Here is a 21,019-nt window from a genome sequence, read left to right as displayed (position 1 = left end):
GGCAGTAAGGATGCGCGCAGTGGCCGAAAGTTGGATTGACCGGTTCCCCGGATTGATGAGCCTGCCGGCTGAGCTGCAAGCTGACTTGGTGGGCGGGTCCGAGGTGATTTCACTGCCCCGAGGCACCACGATTTTTCGCCCAGGTGAGGCGGCAGACCGCTTGCTTTTGCTGCTAGAAGGCACGATCTGCGTCACGCAAAAATCCGAAACAGGCCGGGACGTCACGCTTTACCGGGTCAGCGAAGGGGACAGTTGCATTCTGACGACGGCCTGCGTGCTGGCCTTTGAGGAATACTCCGCCGAAGGCATAGCCGAGACTGACATGCGCGCTGTCGCGATACCCCGCGCGACGTTTGACGATATGCTCGTGCGCTCCCCGATTTTTCGGGAATTTGTCTTTAAGGCCTATTCCAAGCGGATCACGGATTTGTTCGCCTTGGTGGATGATATCGTGTTCCAACGCATGGATGTGCGGCTTGCGGCGCGGCTGCTAGAGTTGGCCGATGATCGCGGTATCGTCCGGGCGACCCACCAGGCGCTGGGTACGGAATTGGGCACCGCGCGAGAGGTCATTTCCCGCACGCTCGCTGAATTCCAGCGGCGCGGCTGGGTGGAACAATCCCGCGGGGAGGTCAGGTTGGTTGCTATGGCCGATTTGCAGCGGATGGTGCGCAAGGCCCACGCGCAATGAGCCTCCGACAATAATCCAACGGCACAGTGACAAATGTCACCGTCACAATTGGGCAGCCCGTGCCAATGTCATGATGATCTGATTCTGAAAAGGAGATCGACATGACGACGAATATGGGAAAATTGGACCGTGGCGCACGTGTCGCTGTCGCGTTGGTCCTGCTGTTCTTGGCCTTGGTGTCCGGTGCACTTGGCAGTGGCGTTTTGTTCTACCTTGGCATCGGTGTGGCGGCTGTGTTCACGCTGACCGCGCTGGTGGGCAATTGCCCTCTCTATAGCATTATCGGCCTCAAAACCTGTCGGGATTGCTAAATGTTTGAAACAGAATTCACACCTTGGATGTCGCTTGGCGGCGGCATCTTGATTGGGCTTGCCGCCACGCTTTTGATGCTGGTGCAGGGGCGGATTTTCGGCGCCACTGGCGTCTTGGCGGGATTGGTCCAGCCGACTTCACGCTCGGATTTCACGTGGCGGGCGGTATTGCTGGCGGGCATGGTTTCGGGGCCTTTGGTGATCCTTGCGCTGACCGGTGCGATGCCGACGGTCACGGTACCTGTGTCCAACACAATGTTGATCGTGGGCGGCTTGATCGTGGGCATTGGTGGCACGTTTGGGTCTGGCTGCACGTCGGGTCATGGCGTGTGCGGGATGGCGCGGCTATCGCCTCGGTCGCTTGCGGCGACGCTGACGTTCATGGCGACTACGGGTGTCACCGTCTACGTCGTGCGCCATGTGATCGGAGGATAAATCATGCGGTTCGTACTCACTTATTTCATTGGTCTCGTTTTCGGGATCGGCATCTCGATCTCTGGCATGGCCAATCCTGCCAAAGTTTTGAACTTCTTCGATGTGGCGGGCACTTGGGACCCGTCCTTGATGTTCGTTATGGGCGGTGCGCTGATCACAACGTTTATAGGGTATCGGCTAACCTTGGGCCGCAAGGCCCCATTGTTCGCGGCGAAATTTGCGCTCCCGACGGCACGACAGCTTGATGCAAAGCTGCTGGGCGGCTCTGCTGTTTTTGGCGTGGGTTGGGGCATCGCGGGTTTCTGCCCGGGCGGCGCGCTTCCGGCGCTTGGAACAGGCCGAAGCGAGGTTCTGATCTTCGTTGCAGCTTTGATCGCGGGCATCGTTATTGCCAGGCTTCTTCAATCCATTGCGACACGAAACGCGCAGGCCGCGTGATTGCACAAGGGAGGATACATTATGACCAATTACCCCGTTAACACGTCCCTGAAACCGGATGTGCAGGCTTTCTTTGATGAGGCCACAAACACGATCAGTTACATTGTAAAGGACCCAGCCTCGAACAGCTGTGCCATTGTCGATAGCGTCATGGACATCGACTACGCGGCGGGTCGGATCACCTTTGAACATGCCGACGAATTGATCCGTCAGGTCAAAGCCCGCGGCCTGACCCTTGAGTGGATCATTGAAACCCATGTCCATGCCGATCACCTGAGTGCTGCGCCATATATCCAAGAGCGTTTGGGCGGCAAGATCGGTGTCGGTTCCAAGATCACTGTGGTGCAGGACGTCTTTGGCAAGGTCTTTAACGAGGGGACTGAGTTCCAGCGTGACGGTAGCCAATTTGATGCTTTGTTTGAGGATGGCGACCGCTACCGCATTGGTGAGATGGAGTGTTTTGCGATGTACACGCCCGGCCACACGCCTGCCTGTATGGTGCATGTGATGGGCGATGCGGCCTTTGTCGGCGACACGTTGTTTATGCCCGATGGCGGCTCTGCCCGGTGCGATTTTCCCGGCGGCTCCGCAGAGACCTTGTACGACAGCATCATGAAGGTCCTCGCGCTGCCGGATGAGATGCGGTTGTTCATGTGCCACGATTACGGTCCTAATGGTCGCGATATCCAGTGGGAGACCACGGTAGCCGATGAAAAAGCCCATAATATCCATGTGGGTGGCGGCAAAACGAAGGAAGACTTCGTGAAGTTTCGTACCGAGCGGGACGCACAGCTCGGTATGCCGCGGCTGATTATCCCGTCGCTACAGGTTAACATGCGCGCAGGCGAAGTGCCCACCGACAAAGACGGCAATCCGATGCTCAAAGTGCCGGTCAACGGTCTCTAGGCGCAACGGGAGGACGCATTTATGGATATCAAAACACTCTCGCCTCAGGTCTCTGTTAGCCCCCAGATTACGGTAGCGGACGTGGCCAAGGTTGCTGAGGCGGGCTTTCGCGCGATCATATGCAATCGGCCTGATGGCGAAGGCGCAGATCAGCCCAATTTCGATGAAATCGAGGCGGCAGCCAACGTGGCCGGGCTTCAGATCGCGTATGTTCCTGTTACTGCGGGCATGGTGACGGACGACGATGTGGCGGCCTTTGCCTCTGCCTTAGCAGAGTTGCCGCGGCCCGTTTTGGCTTATTGTCGGACCGGCACACGGTCGGCCACGCTGTGGTCCTTTCATGAGGCGGACAAACGCCCGATGCCCGATATCTTGGCTGCGACCAAAGCTGCGGGCTATGACATGAACGGTGTGGCGCGCCGGATCGCCAACGGGGGTAAGACACCCACAGACACGGGTGACGCTCATTTTGAGGTGGTCATCGTAGGGGCCGGTGCAGCGGGCATTTCCGTAGCGGCGAGCCTCAAGGCTCGTGATCGGGATCTGAGCGTCGCTGTGATCGACCCTGCGGATGTGCACTATTATCAACCCGGTTGGACCATGGTGGGGGGCGGCATTTTTACGCCCGAGCAAACCGCGAAAACCATGGGCAGCCTGATCCCCAAGGGCGTGCATTGGATCAAATCGGCGGTTGCTGCATTCGAGCCTCAGGCAAACGCCGTCATCCTCGATGGGTGCCGCGTGGTGAAATACGACCGCCTTGTGGTGTGTCCCGGTTTGAAGCTGGACTGGGCCGGGGTTGAGGGGCTCGAAGAAACGCTGGGGCGCAATGGCGTGACCTCAAACTACCGCTATGATCTGGCCCCTTATACGTGGGAGCTTGTCCGCCAGATGACCTCTGGCCGGGCCATCTTTACTCAACCGGCGATGCCGATCAAATGCGCGGGTGCACCGCAAAAGGCGATGTACCTGTCGGGTGATGCGTGGCACCGGCGCGGCGTGCTGGACGGCATCGATATCCAGTTTATGAACGCAGGTGGCGTGTTGTTTGGGGTCAAGGACTACGTTCCGGCCTTGGAAAAATACGTCGAAAAATACGATGCGACTTTGAATTTCTTTCATACGCTGCGGGCGGTGGATGGTGCGGCCAAGACGGCCACGTTTGATGTGGCAAAACCGAATGAGGACGCAACGTCTGTCACAGTTGAGTTCGACATGATCCATGTGTGTCCGCCACAAACCGCGCCGGATTTCATCCGGGTGTCGCCCTTGGCCGATGCAGCTGGTTGGGTGGACGTGGATCAGGCCACGCTGCGCCACAAGGAATTTGAGAACATTTGGTCGCTGGGCGATGTGATGAATGCACCCAATGCCAAGACGGCTGCCGCCGCCCGCAAACAGGCCCCAACCGTCGCGGATAATATCATGGCCGATATCAACGGGTACTCCGCAACCGCGCAATATGATGGTTATGGATCGTGCCCGCTGACGGTTGAGCGTGGTAAGATTGTGCTCGCGGAGTTTGGCTATGGCGGCGTTTTAAAGCCGAGCTTTCCGTCGTTTCTGCTTGATGGCACCAAGCCCAGCCGCGCGGCGTGGTTCCTGAAGGAAACGATGCTGCCGCCGATTTACTGGAAGGCGATGCTGCGCGGCAAGGAGTGGCTTGCCAAGCCAGAGAAAGTGAACGTCGCAGCGGAGTAGGCCCGCTGCGGCGCCCATGGGGGGCATTGCGCGAACATGCATCCCTTGGGCTTTGCCCGGCGCCTCCCCGTCGGGTTTTCCGCGGTGGCAGCGATGTCCCCTCGTTGCCACCGCCTTGATTATAATGAGACAAACGATGCCCCACCTGCGCCAGTACCTTCCGATCCTTGACTGGGGGCGGAGCTACAACCGCCATTCCCTGTCCAATGACCTTATCGCGGCCGTCATCGTGACGATCATGTTGATCCCGCAGTCGTTGGCTTATGCGATGCTGGCGGGCTTGCCGCCTGAGGCCGGGATCTATGCCTCAATCGTGCCGATTATGCTTTATGCCGTGTTTGGCACCAGCCGTTCGCTTGCGGTCGGGCCTGTGGCGGTGGTGTCGTTGTTGACAGCCTCAGCGATTGGCCAAGTGGCAGAACAGGGCACGGCGGGATACGCGGTTGCCGCTCTGACGTTGGCGGGCCTGTCGGGGGCGATGTTGTTGGCGATGGGTTTGCTGCGATTGGGGTTTCTCGCGAACTTTCTCAGCCATCCAGTGATATCAGGGTTCATCACAGCGTCCGGTATCTTGATCGCTGCGAGTCAGTTGAAGCACATTTTGGGGATTGAGGCCCACGGCCACACTCTGCCGGAAATTCTGGGCGCGTTGGTGTCCCACCTGCCTGATGTTCATCTGCCCACGGTTTTGATCGGCGTCAGTGCGATCGCGTTTTTATTCTGGGTCCGTAAACATCTGAAATCCACGCTCAAGCGCATAGGCATGCCGGGGCTCTTGGCGGATATTCTGACCAAGGCCGGGCCGGTCGGGGCGGTGGTCGCGACGACGTGCGCGGTCTGGGGCTTCGGGCTGTCGGATCAGGGTGTGCGGATCGTTGGCGCGGTGCCGCAAAGCCTGCCGCCGCTCACCCTGCCCAGCTTTGCCCCTGACCTTGTGGGGGCGTTGATCATGCCGGCTATCCTGATCTCGGTCATTGGTTTTGTGGAAAGCGTGTCGGTCGCACAGACGCTTGCGGCCAAGAAACGGCAACGGATCGATCCGGACCAAGAGTTGATTGGCTTGGGCGCGGCCAACATCGGCGCGGCCTTTACCGGGGGCTATCCCGTGACGGGGGGCTTTGCGCGCTCGGTCGTGAACTTTGACGCAGGTGCTGAGACCCCGGCTGCGGGGGCATTCACCGCGATTGGCCTGACCATCGCCGCCGTCGCCCTAACGCCGTTGGTGTATTTCTTGCCCAACGCGACGCTCGCGGCCACGATTATTGTGGCGGTTCTCGGCTTGGTCGATCTGTCGATCTTGAAAAAGACGTGGGGATATTCGAGTGCGGATTTCACGGCTGTGGCTTCCACAATTCTGCTAACGCTGGGCTTGGGGGTAGAGATTGGGGTGGCCGCCGGGGTCATCATCTCAGCTCTTTTGCATATCTATCAAACCTCGCGACCCCATGTGGCCGAAGTCGGGTTGGTCCCCGGGACCCAGCATTTTCGCAATATTCACCGCCATAGCGTTATTACCGACCCCAGCCTTGTGACCCTGCGCGTGGATGAGAGTCTTTATTTCGTGAACGCTCGGTTTCTTGAGGATTTGATCCAAAAGCGCGTGACGGAGGCGCCATCGATCAAGAACGTCGTGCTGATGTGTTCTGCGGTAAATGATGTCGATTTCTCTGCCCTTGAGAGCCTTGAGGAAATTAACCAACGCCTTGCGGATATGGGGGTTGGGCTGCACCTGTCGGAGGTAAAAGGCCCGGTGATGGACCGGCTCAAACGATCCCACTTGTTGGGTGCTTTGAATGGTCAGGTGTTCTTGGCGCAATATGATGCTTGGCAAGCTTTGACCGATCCGCATAGGCCGCTCAGCCGTGTGGCAGAATAGGTGCTAAGAAAAACGGCGCCCCGGTTAGAGGGCGCCGCTTTGAATGCTAGACAATGGTAAGACACTGCTTACTCAGCGGCCTCGGGTGATGATCCGCCAGATGATCCGCGGCTACGTTTCCACTGCCCATACAATCCGTACACCAGCGAGGCTGCCGATAGCGTCAGCAGTGTCGCGGCGATCGGGCGCATCAGGAACTCGCTGTAGTCGAACTGCGTGATCATCAGGCCTTGGCGCAAGCTGGTCTCGGCGATGGGACCAAGCACAAGGCCAATGATGAAGGACGCCACGGGGTAACTCATGACCCGCAGTAAGACCCCGATTAGGCCAAAGCTGAGCATCACAGCGATGTCGAACATGTTGGCGTTCAGCCCGTATACACCAGTGATACACATCACCACGATCGCGGGGCCCACATAGGCGTAGGGGATCGTGAGGATGAGGGCGAAATACCGCGCTGCACGGATGCCAAAGATCAACATTAGAATATTGGCCAGCATCATTGAGATGAACACCGTATAGACCAAAAGCGTGTTGTTTTCCATCAACAGCGGGCCGGGTACGATCCCGTGGATCGTCAGGCCGCCGAGCATCACAGCCGTGGTCGCACTGCCGGGAATGCCCAAAGCCAGCAGCGGGATCATGGAGCCCCCTACGGCTGAATTGTTAGCCGCTTCTGGGGCTGCGATCCCCTCGGGTACGCCTGTGCCGAACTTCTCGGGGCGCTTGGACCATCGCACGGCCTCAGAGTAGCTGATGAAGGCCGCCGTGGTTGCGCCCACGCCGGGCAGGGCCCCGATGATGGAACCGATAACGGAGGAACGCGCCAGGGTGCCCTTCACCTCGCCCATTTCCTCACGGGTGGGCAACTTGGTCGAGACGTTGGTGATGACGTTGGTCGGTGTGCTGCCCTCGCTCACGCGGCTCAACACTTCTGCGAGTGCGAATGTGCCGATGATGACGGGCACGAAGCTGATCCCTGTCAGCAGCATTAGGTTGTCAAAGGTATACCGCTCAAACCCTGTGATCGGGTCGAGGCCCACGGTTGCAACGCCAAGTCCGATCAGGCCCGCGACCAGCCCCTTCAGGACCGAGCCGGAGCCGATAGATGCAATCGCTGAGATGCCCAGAATAGCCAACGCAAAGTATTCCGCTGGGCCGAATGCCAAAGCCAGTTGTGCCATGGGTGGGGCGAGCAGCATCAACACCAATGTGCCAAAGATTCCGCCAATCGCGGAGGACGCCAATGCAATGCCCAGGGCTTTGCCACCCTGACCGTTGCGCGCCATCGGATAGCCGTCCAGCGCCGTGCAGGCGGCTTCGGGCGAGCCGGGCGTGTTGAACAAAATGGCTGAGATCGAGCCACCAAACGTAGCACCCACATAGACGCCGCCCAAAAGAAGCAGACTTTGTTCAGGCGAAAAGGCGTAGGTGAATGGGATCAAAAGTGCGACCCCGACAATGCCCGTCAGGCCCGGCACTGAGCCAAAGGCGATGCCCCACAGTACGCTGAATACGATGAAGGCGATGTTGACTGGGCTGCCGAAGATAAAGGCAAAGGCCTCGAGATAGGCTTCCATTGCGGCGGCTCCCTAGTAGAACATCAGGCTGAATTGATAAAACACACCGTCACCGCGTGGCACGGGCAGGCCCAGAACCTTTGTGAACAATGCCGTGAGCGCGATCGTGAAAACGGGCGCAAAGATGATCTTGGTCATGATGCGCCCTCCGTGCAGCGAAAATGCCGCGACCCAGAGGAACGCCACCGTCGCCAGCAAAAAGCCCACGCGGTCGAAGGTAAAGAAGTAGAGCAAGACCAAGCCACCCATCGCGGCCATCCGGCCGATGCGAGCCCAGTCTATGGTGATAGTTTCCCCAACTTGTGACAGTCGGCGTTCTTGCCACCATGCGTATGCGTTTTGCGCAGCAATAATGCCGGTCAGGACAGCAGCAACGCCGGTCACGATCTTGGGCCAGAAGTCGGTGTCAATCTGGGCATAGCGCGGAGAGCCGCGGAACCCGTCCGCCACGAACCAAAGGAAAATGCAGGCCACGCACAAGAGCATGGCAAACGCGAAATCAAGCGCGTGCTTGGACATGGTGTCCTCCGTCACTGAGCAGAAATGAGAAAAGCGCCGCCCGGGTGGGGGCGGCGCCGAAAAGGTCGCTTAGTCGATGTAGCCGAGTTGCTTCATCACACTTGTGTAGGTCTCGATCTCGGTGTCGATGAACGCTTTGAAATCGTCCAGACCGATCAACTCAGAGCGGTATTGAAGGGCGGACTGCGCTTCAAACGCTTTGTAGCTGTCGGCCTCAACCGCTTGTTCGATCACACCGTACAGGTGTTTTGCTTGGTCCATGTCGTCGCCGCCTTGCATGGCAAACGCGCGCCAGCGGCCAAGCGTAACGTCATAGCCCATCTCAACCGCTGTGGGCACGTCGGGCAGTTCGGGCAGGCGAGTTTCGGAGAAAAGGACTAGCGGACGCAGATCACCGGATTCCCACAGACCGCGCGCAGGGCCGAACTCTTCGAACATCGCGTCGACTTGGCCGCCAACGGTGTTTGACACCATCTCGGACGACGAGAACGGTACAGTGGTAAAGTTCACATCAGCCTCAAGGCCGAACAGGCTGACCGCGACCTCATCAAAACCGCCGGCACCGGAGAGGGCCACGGATACAGAGCCGGGGTTGGCCTTGGCTGCGTCTAGCATGTCTTGGACTGTCTGGAAGGGGCTATCGGCCGGCACCCAGATCAGGGCTTGGTCGAATTGTACGCGGGCCAGCGGCAGGAAGTCGGCCATGTCGATGCGGCCTTGCACGTGGCTGATGACCTGCGCGGGGCTGATCGCCATGAGCGTGTAACCATCGTCGGGGCGACGTTGCCATTGTGCGATTGCGGGAATGCCGCCGCCGCCTTTGATAGAAACCGGCACCATCTGCTGGCCTGTGATCTCGGCGAAGGGTTCTGCCACTGCGCGCACAAAGCGGTCGGTGCCGCCGCCGGGGCCGTAGTGGTGAATGACTTCAACGGTCCGTGAGGGGTAATCGTCGCTTGCGACTGCAGGTGCGGCGAACGCGAGGCCCGCAGCAAGCGCCGCAAGGGTGAGTGTGGTTTTGGTCATGGTAGTCCTCCCAGTTTTTCATCTTTTTTTGGTGGAGCAGGGCGCGCACGTGGCGCGCTGCTCCGTTTTCTGGATGATACGGTCTTATTCTGCCGCTTTGAGTGCCGAGGCGTCGACAGTGTCGAGCACTTCGATGGCAGCATCCAAACCGCCCTTTTGGTGTGGAACGCCGGCGCGGGTTAGCCCACGCTCAACGCCCGTAAGTGTGGCCAACAGCATGGCATCGTTGAAATCGCCAAGGTGACCGATGCGGAACACTTTGTCAGCGACCTTGGACAGGCCATTGCCGAGCGAGATATCCGATTGCTCCAACACGGTTTTACGGAAGCCGTCCGCGCTGTGCCCTTCGGGCATCAAGACGGCCGTTAGCACCCCACTTTCTTGGCCCTGTTGGGCACACAGCACCTCTAGGCCCCAACCCCGCACGGCGGCGCGGGTCGCGGCACCATGGCGGGCATGGCGGGCAAAGACTGCGTCCAAACCTTCTTCGTGCAGCATCGCGATTGCCTCGTTGAGGCCGTAAAGCATGTTGGTGCCGGGGGTGTAGGGGAAGTAACCGGTCGCGTTTGGCCCGACCATATCGTTCCAATCCCAGTAGGAGCGGCGCATCCCACCGGTGCGGGCCACGGCCATGGCTTTGTCACTGACGGCGTTAAAGCTGATCCCGGGGGGCAGCATCAGACCCTTTTGCGAGCCGGACACGCAGACATCGACGCCCCATTCGTCAAAGCGGAAATCAACCGAGGCCAGTCCCGAGATGCTGTCTACCATCAATAGGGCGGGGTGCTTGGCCGCGTCGATGGCCGCACGCACCTGCGCGATGGGCGAAACGGAGCCGGTTGAGGTCTCGTTGTGAACAACGCAGACGGCTTTGATTTCGTGGTTTGTATCGGCCCGCAGGCGCGCTTCAATAGCGTCGGGGTCTGCACCACCGCGCCAATCGCCTTCAATGAACTCGGCCTCAACACCCAGCTTGCTGGCCATCTTGTTCCACAGAGTAGCAAAGTGGCCTGTCTCATACATCAAGACGCGGTCGCCTTCTTTGACCGTGTTGACCAAGGCCGCTTCCCACGCACCGGTACCGGACGCGGGATAGATAAAGACGTGGCCTGCTTCGGTCTTGAAGATGGTTTTCATCCCCTCAAGCGCGGTTTGGCCGACGGCTGCGAAGTCTGGTCCGCGGTGATCAATCGTCTGCCGCGCGATGGCGTGCAGAATGCGATCTGGCACGGCCGAAGGGCCTGGGATTTGCAAAAAATGACGTCCAGCCTTTCGGGCCATAAGCGTCTCCTCCGTCGTTTTGGGGGCGATCCGTTTCCCTGAATGGTTGACGTCACGTGCCCTATGCATATTTAATTTTGCATTATGTATTACGGGCGATTATGAACGAGTCAATATATTTCGTAAAGCCGCCCATTCTGATAACAACGCGTCGTCATGTGGGCGCTGGAGGACATAAGATGTTAGAGCAGTCGCTGCGTCAGAATTTTCAGGGGGATATCCTCTTTGATCGGTTCTCTCGGGGGCGGTATTCGACCGATGCATCTATCTATCAAATGATGCCTGTTGGGGTGGTTGCGCCGCGCACGCGCGAAGACGTCGAGGCGGCCTTGTATGCCGCGCGCACGGCTGGTGTGCCTGTGACAGGACGCGGGGGCGGGACATCCCAATGCGGGCAAACAGTCAACTCTGGGCTGATCGTCGACAACGCCCGCCACTTTAACGGTATCCTTGAAGTCGACGTGGAAAACCGCCGGGCGGTGGTTGAGCCCGGCGTCGTGTTGGATGAGCTGAACCGCGCGCTCAAACCCCATGGGCTGTGGTATCCGGTGGATGTGTCCACGGCCTCTCGGGCGACGATTGGGGGGATGGCTGCGAACAACTCCTGCGGCGGGCGATCCCTGCGTTATGGGACAATGCGCGATAATGTCATTTCTATCGAGGCGGTGATGCACGACGGCACAGTCGCGATCTTCGGGGAAGTCGACCTGGCCCTGGCACAGGGCAATACGCCCTATGACCTGATAGCGGCTGATATGTTGGCCTTGGGTGCCGAGAACGCCGCGCTAATTGAGGCGCGGTTCCCAAAGCTGAAGCGGCGGGTCGGCGGTTATAACCTTGATGCGTTGGTGCGCAACGGTCATGCGCCGAACATGGCACATCTGTTGGTCGGCTCCGAAGGAACGCTGGCATATTTCACCAAAATTGAGCTGAAGCTCTGGCCCGTGGTCGGCAAAAAGGTCATGGGTGTTTGCCATTTTCCGACGTTTTATCAGGCAATGGATGCGACCCAGCACTTGGTCAAAACGAACCCGCTGTCGGTTGAACTGGTCGACGCGACCATGATCGGCCTGTCACGTCAGATCCCAATGTTCCGGCCGACGATCGATAAGGTGGTTAAGGGGGACCCGGCAGCCGTTTTGTTGGTGGAGTTCGACGAAGGCAGCCCCGAGGCGAACGCCGCCAAGCTGCGTGATCTGCATCAGGCGATGGCTGATCTGGACTTTGACTGGGCGCAGAGCGGCAGCAAATGGGGCGGGGTGATCGACGTAGAGGACCAACGGCTTCAGGGCCAAGTGGCCGAGGTGCGCAAATCCGGTTTGAATATCATGATGTCCATGAAGCAGGAGGGGAAGCCCGTCAGTTTTGTGGAAGATTGCGCCGTCGAGCTAAAAGACCTTGCCGCTTATACTAAGCGTCTGACCGGTATTTTCGAGCGTCATGATACATCGGGGACATGGTATGCGCACGCCTCGGTGGGCTGTCTGCATGTGCGGCCGATCCTGAACATGAAGGCCGGTGAGGACGTGGCTAAAATGCGTTCAATCGCGGAGGAAGCCTTTGATCTGGTGGCAGAATACAAAGGCTCTCACTCGGGCGAGCATGGCGATGGGATCGTCCGGTCCGAGTTTCATGAAAAGATGTTCGGGTCCGAGATTACGGATGCCTTTCTAAAGGTCAAAGACCGCTTTGACCCCAAACGACGCTTCAACCCCGGCAAGATCGTCGAAGCGCCCAAGATGGACGATCGTACGCTTTTCCGCTTTGGGCCGGATTACGCGGTCAAGCCGCTCAAGACCGCGTTTGACTGGTCCGCTTGGCCGGGGGCGGGCGGCGGTTTTCAGGGCGCGATTGAGATGTGTAACAACAACGGTGCCTGCCGTAAGCTGGAGGGGGGCGCGATGTGTCCCTCTTACCGGGCGACCCGTAATGAGCGGGATGTCACGCGGGGTCGGGCCAATTCCCTAAGGCTCGCGATTTCGGGGCAGTTGGGTGAGGACGCGCTGACCTCGGATGAGATGATGGAGACGATGAAGTTCTGCGTCTCATGCAAGGCATGCAAACGTGAATGTCCGACGGGTGTCGATATGGCCAAGATGAAGGTCGAAGTGCTGGCGGCGCGTGCGCAAAAACACGGGCTCAGCCTACATGAAAAGCTGGTCGCGCACATGCCTGACTATGCGCCCTATGCCTCTAGGGTGCCGTGGCTTTTGAACCTGCGCAACAGGGTACCGGGTTTGGCTAAGGCGCTGGAAAAACCCACGGGGTTCGCGGCCTCACGGCAGTTGCCACATTGGTCATCGAACCCGTTTCGCGATGCAGAGGCGCAGGATGCAGATCCGGATGTCATCCTGTTCGCGGACATCTTTAACCGCTATTTTGAGCCCGAAAACCTGAGGGCTGCGGTGCGTGTTTTGCGTGCGGGCGGCAAGCGGGTGGCGGTGGCCACGGATGGCGGCGCAAAGCCGCTGGATAGCGGCCGAACGTATTTCGCGACGGGGCTGATCGATAAGGCCCGTGCCACTGGGCAGCGATTGGTCGATGCACTCGCGCCTCATGTTGCTGCGGGTCGCCCGATCATCGGGCTAGAACCGTCGTGTCTTTTGACGCTGCGCGACGAAATTCCCGCATTGATCCCGGGTGATACCACGACCAAGATCGCGGCTGCCGCCAAAATGCTTGAGGAATATATCGCCGAAGCGACTGAGGCTGGGACATTTCATCTTGATCTGCATCCAGTCGGGGCGCGTGTGATGTTGCATGGCCATTGCCACCAAAAGGCCCACGATGTGGTGCCTGCGATCCGCCGCACGCTTGATCTGTTGCCAGGCACTGAGGTCGAAATGATCGAAAGCTCATGCTGCGGCATGGCAGGGGCCTTTGGTTACGGAGTTGACACAGAGGCGGTGTCACGCAAAATGGGAGAACTTACACTTTTCCCGGCAGTGCGCGCCGCGGCATCTGAGACAATTGTTGTCGCCGACGGAACCTCTTGCCGCCACCAAATTGCTGATGGCACCAACCGTGAGGCCATCCACGTCGTACGCCTTTTGGACCGGGCGCTGACGCAGCCACGAACAACGGAGACGACCGCTTGAACGCTTTTGATGCCCAGACACGCCCCTTAAAGCGTATGAGCCTGCACGAGGAATTGGCCCAGAAGGTGGCAGAACTCATCGTTGGGGGAGAGTTGGAGCCGGGGTCTAAGGTGCCCGAAAAGGAGCTGTGTGAGGCGTTTGGTGTGTCACGCACACCGCTGCGTGAGGCCCTCAAGGTCTTGGCGAATGATCGGTTGATTTCGCTCGAACCGAACCGTGGTGCGTGGGTGACCCCCATCACGCCAGCGGATGTTGAGGATATTTATCCCGTCATGGGTGTGCTTGAGGGGCTGGCCGGTGAGCTGGCTTGTGCTCGACTTAGCGATGCGGGCATTGCTCAGATCCGCGCGCTCCACACCGAAATGGAGGGGCAATACGCTGCACGCGACCGGGCTGGTTTCATCAAGACCAACCAAAAGATCCATGAGGCGATTTTGGTTGGTGCGCGTAATGAAACGCTCTCGGCGCAGTTTCAATCGCTCGCGATCCGGGTGCGCCAAGCGCGCTACGCGGCCCCCGTGAGCGACGAACGATGGGCCTTGGCGTTTGCTGAGCATGAGCAGATGATCATGTGTTTAGAGGCGCGCGATGGTGCGGGGCTAGCCCGGGTACTGCGTACGCACCTTGATCATAAGGCCGAAACGGTTCTGGATTGGCTGGATCAAAAGTCGAGCTGAGCGCGTTTTCGCGCGGTTTAGTCTCTTTTCCTAAAGTGATAGAATGATTTAGCTGGCGCTCGATGGGCGGCAAACCGCGCAGATACGCGGATCCAGAAAATCAACTCTGTGTTAATTTTTATACGATTTAACCTCGAATATAGGCCTTAAGGCGCGTTACGAGGTATCGGTAGTTGTTTGAAGTTTACCCAAGGCAAGGGCGTCTTGCCTTTGATGTTGCAAGTTTTCTAGCTTTTTCACTTTTGATCTTTATCCAGCCTGTGTCCGCTGAGGGCCCTCAGGCCGGGGTGGTCGCGGCTGGCACCGCCGCGATTAGCCAATCTGGGAATACCACAACCATTACCCAAGGGTCGGATCGTGCGATCATTGACTGGCGCAGTTTTAACCTCGCGCCCGGTCATTCCGTGGATTTCATGCAACCCGGGCAGAATGCGGCGACCCTGAACCGAGTGCAGTCCTTCTCCCCCAGTGTGATTGAGGGGCGCATCACCGCGCCGGGCACGGTCGTGATCCAAAACGCCGCGGGTGTGATCATGACAGGTGATGCGGTTATTGATGCGGGCGGCTTTGTCGCGACCAGCCAGATCGTGGCGCCCGGTGTGTTTTTTGAACGTGGTGATCTACGTTTCGGCGGCGGCAATTTGCCCGGTGCGGAGGTCAGCAACGCAGGGCAAATCACCGTGGCTGATGCGGGGCTTGCGGCCTTGGTGGGGCGCAATGTTGCGAACTCCGGCGTGATCGTGGCGCGCCTTGGTACGGTCGTCTTGGCCTCGGGTGAGCGGACGACGATTGACCTCTCGGGTGACGGTGTTTTTCAAATCGATGTGTCTGGCAGTCCGGTGGGTGGCAGCGTGGACCATAGTGGTGTGATCGATGCGCCTGGTGGTCAAGTTCTGATGACAGCGGGCGGTGCCGTGGGGCTGTTGGACAATGTGATCAATACGTCGGGTGTGGTGCGTGCGACCTCCGGCAGCATCAGGGGCGGTGAAATTTCCCTCATCGGACGGGGGGGCGGCACCGTGCGCGTGGCTGGCACGCTTGAGGCGTCGGGCGCGGGTGATGGCGGCACTATTCGGGTTACGGGTGAGCGCGTTCGTATTGAGGCCACAGCAGTTCTGGACGCGCGCGGGGCGGCGTCCGGTGGGCGAATTTTTGTCGGCGGAGAGCGGCAGGGCACAGGCGACATGCGCCGCGCTGAGCATGTCGTTTTGCATACTGGTTCGACCGTTCAAGCGGACGGTGCTGCCGCCCTTGGGGGTGAGGTGATCGTTTGGGCCGACGGTTCAACATGGTTTGATGGGACTATCACAGCCAGCGGGCGTGAGGGGGGCGGGTTTATCGAAACCTCTGCCAAAGACGCCTTGGGCAATGGTGAAAATGCGGTCGTGACGGCAGGCGTGGGGGGCTCTTGGCTGCTTGATCCGCGCAATGTACGGATCGTGGGCGGCAGCGGGGCCACCGCTATCGCGGGCAGTAATGCGCCCCCTTCCGGACCTGGCGACTACCAGATCGTGGGCAGTACGATTGTTGACGCGCTAAACCGTGATGAGAACGTCACGATCACTACGGTGCAGGCGGCCAGTAGCGACGCTGGCGATATCACGGTGGACACGCCGCTAATCTGGCACGGCGATGGTGATCTGGGCCTAGAGGCGGATAACACCATTACCGTGAACGCAGACGTGCGCACCGAAGGTGTTGGTAACCTTATGCTGAACGCGGAGGGCGATATTCAGTTGAACTGGTCTATTGCTTCAACCTCGGATGGTAACATCATAGCCCGCTCAGGTGGTGCGATAGTGGTGGACCGCATACTGACTATGTCGGGTGCAGGCGATGTGACCTTGACCGCAGGCAGCGATATCACGGTTAATCGACAGATTGTCTCGGTCCGGGATGGAGATATTTTCCTTACTGCGGCCAATGATGTGCGGCTCAACGACAGTGTCAGTGGAAAGGGGGCTGGCGACGTCAGTATCCTCGCACAAACGGGTGATATCGCCCTCGGCGGCAGTGTTGAGGATCAGTTTATTGTCACAAACAGCGGCGACATAACGCTAGAGGCGACCACCGGTCGTGTTCTGATCGAGCGGACAAATGCGGTTCCATTCCGGACGTCGGTGAACAGTCGTTCGGGTGATATCGACATTGTCGCGGGCACTGAAATTCGGGTTGCCGGGGGGGATGGCGTGGCCCAAGCCTCTGAAATTGGCGGCTCGCGGAATAGCTCAGATGTGACCCTGACGGCACCAACGATTTCCGTGTTGGCGGGGGATGGGGTGCGCCAAAGCACAGCCGATATTGTTGGCGGTCTTGGCGGAAGCCTCACGATCAACACGGATGCTTTGATCGTTGAGAATGGCGATGCCGGGGCACGGGGCAGTGTGCAGGGTCTGAATGGTGCGGACTTAACCATTAATTCTCCCAGCCAGACGTGGGACGGCTTTGTGCGTGGATCGGGTGATGTCACGCTGACTGGCGATATTACGGCGAGCGTGCGTCCACGTTTTATACTAGATCCGGGCGCGGATTTTTCGCTTAACACGACCACGCCGCCCAATGCCTTTGAGGCCACAACAGTGCCTTTGCATGTGGCGACCACCGGTGGCGTTATTAGCATTGGCGGCGGGGTTGAGGCGACCCAAGTCTCACTTCGCACGGACACTGGGGTAAACTTGGCCGCTAGTACGTCGGTTACAGGTACCGCGCGTACCAATGCGATTGTTGTTGAGGCTGGCCCAAGCTTGAACAACGCGGCCGGAACAGATGTGTTTCGTACGACCGACACCTCGGCCCGCTGGCTCTTATATATGGATAGGTTCAACAGCCTAACCGGGACCGAGCCCGCCTCGGGCACGTTTGATCTCTACAACCGCACTTATGCGTCTGCCCCACCGGATACGCTGCGCAGCTTTACTGGCAATCGCATTATTTATGGTGAACAGCCTGATCTGACAGTCACTGCCGTATCCCGTAGCAAGACTTATGGCGATGACCTTACCGGCACATTGCAGGTGGGATTTGCAGGCTTCCGGCCAGGCGATAGTGAAGCAACAGCATTTGACGCGCCGCTCGTGATCTCTAGCACTGGCGCACCGGGCAGTGCGTCTGTGTCCGGTGGTCCCTATGTAATCAACGTGACGCCCCAAGTATCGAGCCAAGGCTATAGCGTCACGTTGCAGGATGGAACACTCGCGGTTTTGGCCACTCCGTTAACCATCTCAGCCGATGATGTTTCACGAGCTGCAGGGCAGCCAAACCCTACCTTCACAGCGACGTCCGCGGGCCTCGTTTTGGGGGAGGCTTTGACAGATTTGAGTGGAGCTTTGACGTTTAGCACACCAGCCACTCAGGCTTCAGCGGCGGGTACCTACAGCGTGACGCCATCCGGGGTGAGCAGTCCGAACTACGACATTAGCTTTGTCGATGGCACGCTCAGCATTGGGGCGGGCGCACCTGGAACTCCAGGGACCGCAGGCCAGATTGACGGCGTCGTGAGTACCATCCGCACCACCACTTCGCGTGCTGCACCGCTGACCCCGGGTGACGCGGCATTTCGTACGACGATCCGCGACATTGGCTTGGCGAACGCCAACCCCTTCACGCTGAACTATTCGCTGGGGCAAGTTCTTGCCTTCGCGCCAGCCGCTGATCCCGGCACCCAAGGGTTCGTTCCAGCCGCAGGTGGTCTTGAGGATGAGAGCTTGGGCTTCGTTCCCGCGGCGGGCGGATTGGACGTAGATGAGGAGCCGACATCGGATCGAGACACTTGTGGTGTTGCCGTGAATTTGGGTGGCACCCGAAACGAGGAATGCGTGGGTGTGACCATAACTGAAACGTACTGGGATCAATGATGAAGCGCTTTATTCCTGCCGTCGCGGGCATTTGCCTTTGCGTCGCTCCTTTTTGTCTGGCGGCGCAACCCGCAGATCTGCCTCCGCTTGTGGGCGCAGGGCCCAACCTGTCGCGACAGGTCAAAGCTCCTGAGCTCGTGCCCTCAGCTTCGCCAATAAATACTCCCGGAGCGGGCCCATCGTTTCAGTTAAACAAGATCACACTGGAGGGTGCGACTGCGATTGATCAGGAGGCTTTGTCTCAGACATGGCGCGATCTTCTGGGCACGACTGTCACCATCCCTAGGCTCAATCGTATTGCCGCTGAGATCAGCGCGCTCTACCGGGAACGGGGGTTTTTACTCTCCCAAGCGGTTCTGCCTGCTCAAACGATCCAAGGTGGTGTTGTCCGCATTCTCATCATTGAGGGGTTCATTGATGATCTTTCTTTGACCGGTGGCGCGCCAAACCAGCAGACGCTTGTGCAGCGGTACTTCAAACCCGTGCAGTCAGATCGCCCCCTAGCGATTGAGACGCTGGAGCGGAGCGTTTTACTGTCTCGCGATGCCGTGGGAAGCGTGACGGGCGGGTCGGTCGAAACGGTTCTTGGACCCTCACCAGATACCTTCGGGGCAGCCAACCTAAGTGTGCAAGTCACGCCGCAGCCACGGACCGGGTACTTCTCAGCCGATAATCGCGGGTCGCGGTTGTATGGTGATCTGAACTTTGGCGCGGGCCTGCGCGCGTTTAACGCGATGGGTTTGAACGAAACACTGGATGCCAATTTCGCCTATGCGCCGCAGGGGTCATCCTTGCAGTTTGGGTCTGTATCCGTTGAGATGCCGGTTCAGGCGTTCGGCGGCGGGCTTTTTGACGGAGCGCGCCTACGCTTTGCGGCAAACGTGTTCCGAGGTGCGCCTGATTTAAGCGAAGCTGGCGATACGACGGGCTTGCTGAGCATATCGGATCAAACGGAGGTCTCGGCACAATTGTTGGTGCCTTTTGTTCGGACGCGGTCGATGAACCTTTTCGGACGCGCTGGGCTGACGTTTCGCGACAACCAGACACAAGCGGGTTTGGTTGGGGCTGTCGTGACCGAAGCCGCCCGTATCACGGTGTTTGAGGTTGGGGCAGCATGGGATGTGGCTGATACGCGCGGCGGGATCAATTTTGTAGATGTTTCCGTAAGGCAAGGCTTGGGGGCAGCAGGTGCGACCGTTTCGGCCACAGGACCAGCTGCGGGGGACCTACATTTCACGTCTGCCCAGCTTACCGCGTCGCGACTGCAATCAATCGCTCAGAGCCCATGGTCCGTGTTCGCTGAGTTTAGGGGGCAAGTTTCAAAGGGCATACAACCCAATTCCGAACGCTATTTTTTGGGTGGAGCGTCGATTGGGCGAGGGTTCGCGCCGGGCAACACTTCTGGGGACGCGGGCTATGGCGTTCGGTTAGAACTTAGGCGCGCATTGGTGCCCGGGACATGGGCGCAGGCCGCAAACGTCTTTGGGTTTGTAGATTACGGTGAGGCGTACGATCGATCCATCGCGCGGGACGGACAGCAGAATGAGCCGCTTGGATCCATCGGCCTTGGTGCGCAGATTGAGATCAACGATTGGCTATCGTTGACACCTCAGGTTGTACGGCAAATCGAAGGAACCCCGCGCGATAGCGCTGATAATCGCCGAGAAACACGATTGTTTATTGGTGCTGTCGGTCGCTTTTGACTTGATCGGCGTCGCGAAGGATATCCCTTCAACTTACGACAAAATCAACTAAAGCCTTAGGCGCTTGACCCGTGCCAGTTAGGCAGGTCTTAACCCCCGGCCCGCATGCTTCTTGCGGGGGCTGGCTGCAAAGCCGGTTTGATGGAGTGGGTTATGCCTTTGGGGTATTTTGTTCGTGCAAGTGTGCGGACAGTGGGAAGAATTGCGCGAAAGCTTGTTTTGCTTTCCTGCATATCATTGGCCTGTGCGTTCTCTGCATGGGCGGTCGAGCCACATCGTGGTGTCGAGTATCACGCGACTTTGACCAATGGGCAGATCATAGGATCTGCATTTATGATTGCTGACGGCTTGGTCGTGACGAACGCGCATGTCGTGTCGGGTCGCAAGCTGGGCGATTGGCTCATGCTGTCCTCTCAAAAAAGAGCTTCGCGTTCGGCTCAAATTGTTGGCATCAGCACACGCATGGACTTAGCCGTTTTGCGTGTTCCGAAGGATTTCCTCCCCGTTGTGCCGTATACAAACGCAAAACAAATTCGAGGCGCCTCGATTTATGCCGTTGGCGTTGCCGCCAAGAGCGCACAACCTCAGCGACGCTATGTAGTCTCGGGACAAATTTCTTCAGGAGCAATGGTGATTGAGGCGTTCGGGAGTGGAGTCATCGCGCGTATGCCAGATATTAGAAGAGGCTTTTCTGGTGGGCCCGTTTTCGATCAGCGAGGTAACGCGATTGGAATGGTTGCCGCGCTACGTGATGCACATCAGTTTCGAGCAAGAGATGTTTTTGTCTTATCAATTGATGAGGTCAGGGCAGAGGTCGATCGGATTCTAGGGCAGTAAAACAATCGGCTCATAGTTTTTTGTTGCACAGGGCTTTGTTGCACAAACCCGCTTGGGGACGTGTTTCCCCTGACCCCGGACGGATT

At 58.6% G+C, this 21,019-nt stretch carries 16 protein-coding genes; 12 read left to right on the top strand and 4 right to left on the bottom strand.

What is annotated here, in order from left to right; translation table 11 throughout:
* The first annotated feature begins 10 nt into the window (after window positions 1–10).
* From THS5294_RS06610 to THS5294_RS06580, 7 genes are all read left to right on the top strand, one after another.
* Entirely contained in the window at window positions 11–691 is a 681-nt protein-coding gene (locus THS5294_RS06610) for a Crp/Fnr family transcriptional regulator (RefSeq protein ID WP_058123122.1), read from the top strand.
* A gap of 101 nt (window positions 692–792) precedes the next feature.
* Complete coding sequence (locus THS5294_RS06605; protein ID WP_058123121.1) at window positions 793–1,002, top strand: YgaP family membrane protein; 210 nt, start codon at window positions 793–795, stop codon at window positions 1,000–1,002.
* A complete protein-coding gene (locus THS5294_RS06600) occupies window positions 1,003–1,437 on the top strand; it encodes a YeeE/YedE family protein (protein ID WP_058123120.1) in 435 nt (144 codons plus the stop codon).
* 3 nt (window positions 1,438–1,440) lie between these two features.
* The gene (locus THS5294_RS06595; protein WP_058123119.1) at window positions 1,441–1,875 is read left to right on the top strand and encodes a DUF6691 family protein; all 435 of its coding nucleotides are present in this window, start codon (window positions 1,441–1,443) and stop codon (window positions 1,873–1,875) included.
* Window positions 1,876–1,896: 21 nt separating this feature from the next.
* Window positions 1,897–2,781 carry an MBL fold metallo-hydrolase gene (locus tag THS5294_RS06590; protein WP_058123118.1) on the top strand — a complete coding sequence of 295 codons (885 nt, stop codon included), beginning with the start codon at window positions 1,897–1,899 and terminating at the stop codon, window positions 2,779–2,781.
* Window positions 2,782–2,802: 21 nt separating this feature from the next.
* Window positions 2,803–4,482, top strand: a complete 1,680-nt coding sequence (locus THS5294_RS06585; protein ID WP_058123117.1) for a bifunctional protein tyrosine phosphatase family protein/NAD(P)/FAD-dependent oxidoreductase — start codon at window positions 2,803–2,805, stop codon at window positions 4,480–4,482.
* Window positions 4,483–4,618: 136 nt separating this feature from the next.
* Window positions 4,619–6,358: a SulP family inorganic anion transporter gene (locus THS5294_RS06580; RefSeq protein ID WP_058123116.1), complete on the top strand. Its 1,740-nt coding sequence runs from the start codon at window positions 4,619–4,621 to the stop codon at window positions 6,356–6,358.
* Between the two features lie 68 nt (window positions 6,359–6,426).
* On the opposite strand, the gene THS5294_RS06575 is transcribed toward THS5294_RS06580, so the two are convergent.
* From THS5294_RS06575 to THS5294_RS06560, 4 genes are all read right to left on the bottom strand, one after another.
* Window positions 6,427–7,938, bottom strand: a complete 1,512-nt coding sequence (locus tag THS5294_RS06575) for a tripartite tricarboxylate transporter permease (protein WP_038008198.1) — start codon at window positions 7,936–7,938, stop codon at window positions 6,427–6,429.
* 12 nt (window positions 7,939–7,950) lie between these two features.
* Window positions 7,951–8,457: a tripartite tricarboxylate transporter TctB family protein gene (locus tag THS5294_RS06570; RefSeq protein ID WP_058123115.1), complete on the bottom strand. Its 507-nt coding sequence runs from the start codon at window positions 8,455–8,457 to the stop codon at window positions 7,951–7,953.
* 69 nt (window positions 8,458–8,526) lie between these two features.
* Window positions 8,527–9,483: a Bug family tripartite tricarboxylate transporter substrate binding protein gene (locus THS5294_RS06565; protein WP_058123114.1), complete on the bottom strand. Its 957-nt coding sequence runs from the start codon at window positions 9,481–9,483 to the stop codon at window positions 8,527–8,529.
* A gap of 84 nt (window positions 9,484–9,567) precedes the next feature.
* Window positions 9,568–10,764 carry a pyridoxal-phosphate-dependent aminotransferase family protein gene (locus THS5294_RS06560; protein ID WP_058123113.1) on the bottom strand — a complete coding sequence of 399 codons (1,197 nt, stop codon included), beginning with the start codon at window positions 10,762–10,764 and terminating at the stop codon, window positions 9,568–9,570.
* Between the two features lie 179 nt (window positions 10,765–10,943).
* Between THS5294_RS06560 and THS5294_RS06555 the strand changes: the two genes are divergently transcribed.
* The 5 genes from THS5294_RS06555 to THS5294_RS06535 all read left to right on the top strand — a co-directional run bounded on the left by THS5294_RS06555 (window position 10,944) and on the right by THS5294_RS06535 (window position 20,933).
* Window positions 10,944–13,862 (top strand): FAD-binding and (Fe-S)-binding domain-containing protein, encoded by a 2,919-nt coding sequence (locus tag THS5294_RS06555; protein WP_058123112.1) that lies wholly within the window; start codon window positions 10,944–10,946, stop codon window positions 13,860–13,862.
* Entirely contained in the window at window positions 13,859–14,539 is a 681-nt protein-coding gene (locus THS5294_RS06550; RefSeq protein ID WP_233486425.1) for a GntR family transcriptional regulator, read from the top strand. The genes THS5294_RS06555 and THS5294_RS06550 overlap by 4 nt, the downstream gene beginning before the upstream one ends.
* Window positions 14,540–14,712: 173 nt before the next feature.
* Window positions 14,713–18,393 (top strand): MBG domain-containing protein, encoded by a 3,681-nt coding sequence (locus tag THS5294_RS06545; protein ID WP_058123111.1) that lies wholly within the window; start codon window positions 14,713–14,715, stop codon window positions 18,391–18,393.
* Complete coding sequence (locus THS5294_RS06540; protein WP_058123110.1) at window positions 18,393–20,096, top strand: ShlB/FhaC/HecB family hemolysin secretion/activation protein; 1,704 nt, start codon at window positions 18,393–18,395, stop codon at window positions 20,094–20,096. The genes THS5294_RS06545 and THS5294_RS06540 overlap by 1 nt, the downstream gene beginning before the upstream one ends.
* Before the next feature lie 153 nt (window positions 20,097–20,249).
* Window positions 20,250–20,933 carry a S1 family peptidase gene (locus tag THS5294_RS06535; RefSeq protein ID WP_158508581.1) on the top strand — a complete coding sequence of 228 codons (684 nt, stop codon included), beginning with the start codon at window positions 20,250–20,252 and terminating at the stop codon, window positions 20,931–20,933.
* The last annotated feature ends 86 nt before the right edge of the window (window positions 20,934–21,019 follow it).

The organism is Thalassobacter stenotrophicus (genome assembly GCF_001458315.1).
GTDB classification, from domain to species: domain Bacteria; phylum Pseudomonadota; class Alphaproteobacteria; order Rhodobacterales; family Rhodobacteraceae; genus Thalassobacter; species Thalassobacter stenotrophicus.
The sequence above is the reverse complement of the archived record's forward strand: the minus strand, read 5'-3'. Positions and strand labels throughout refer to the sequence as shown.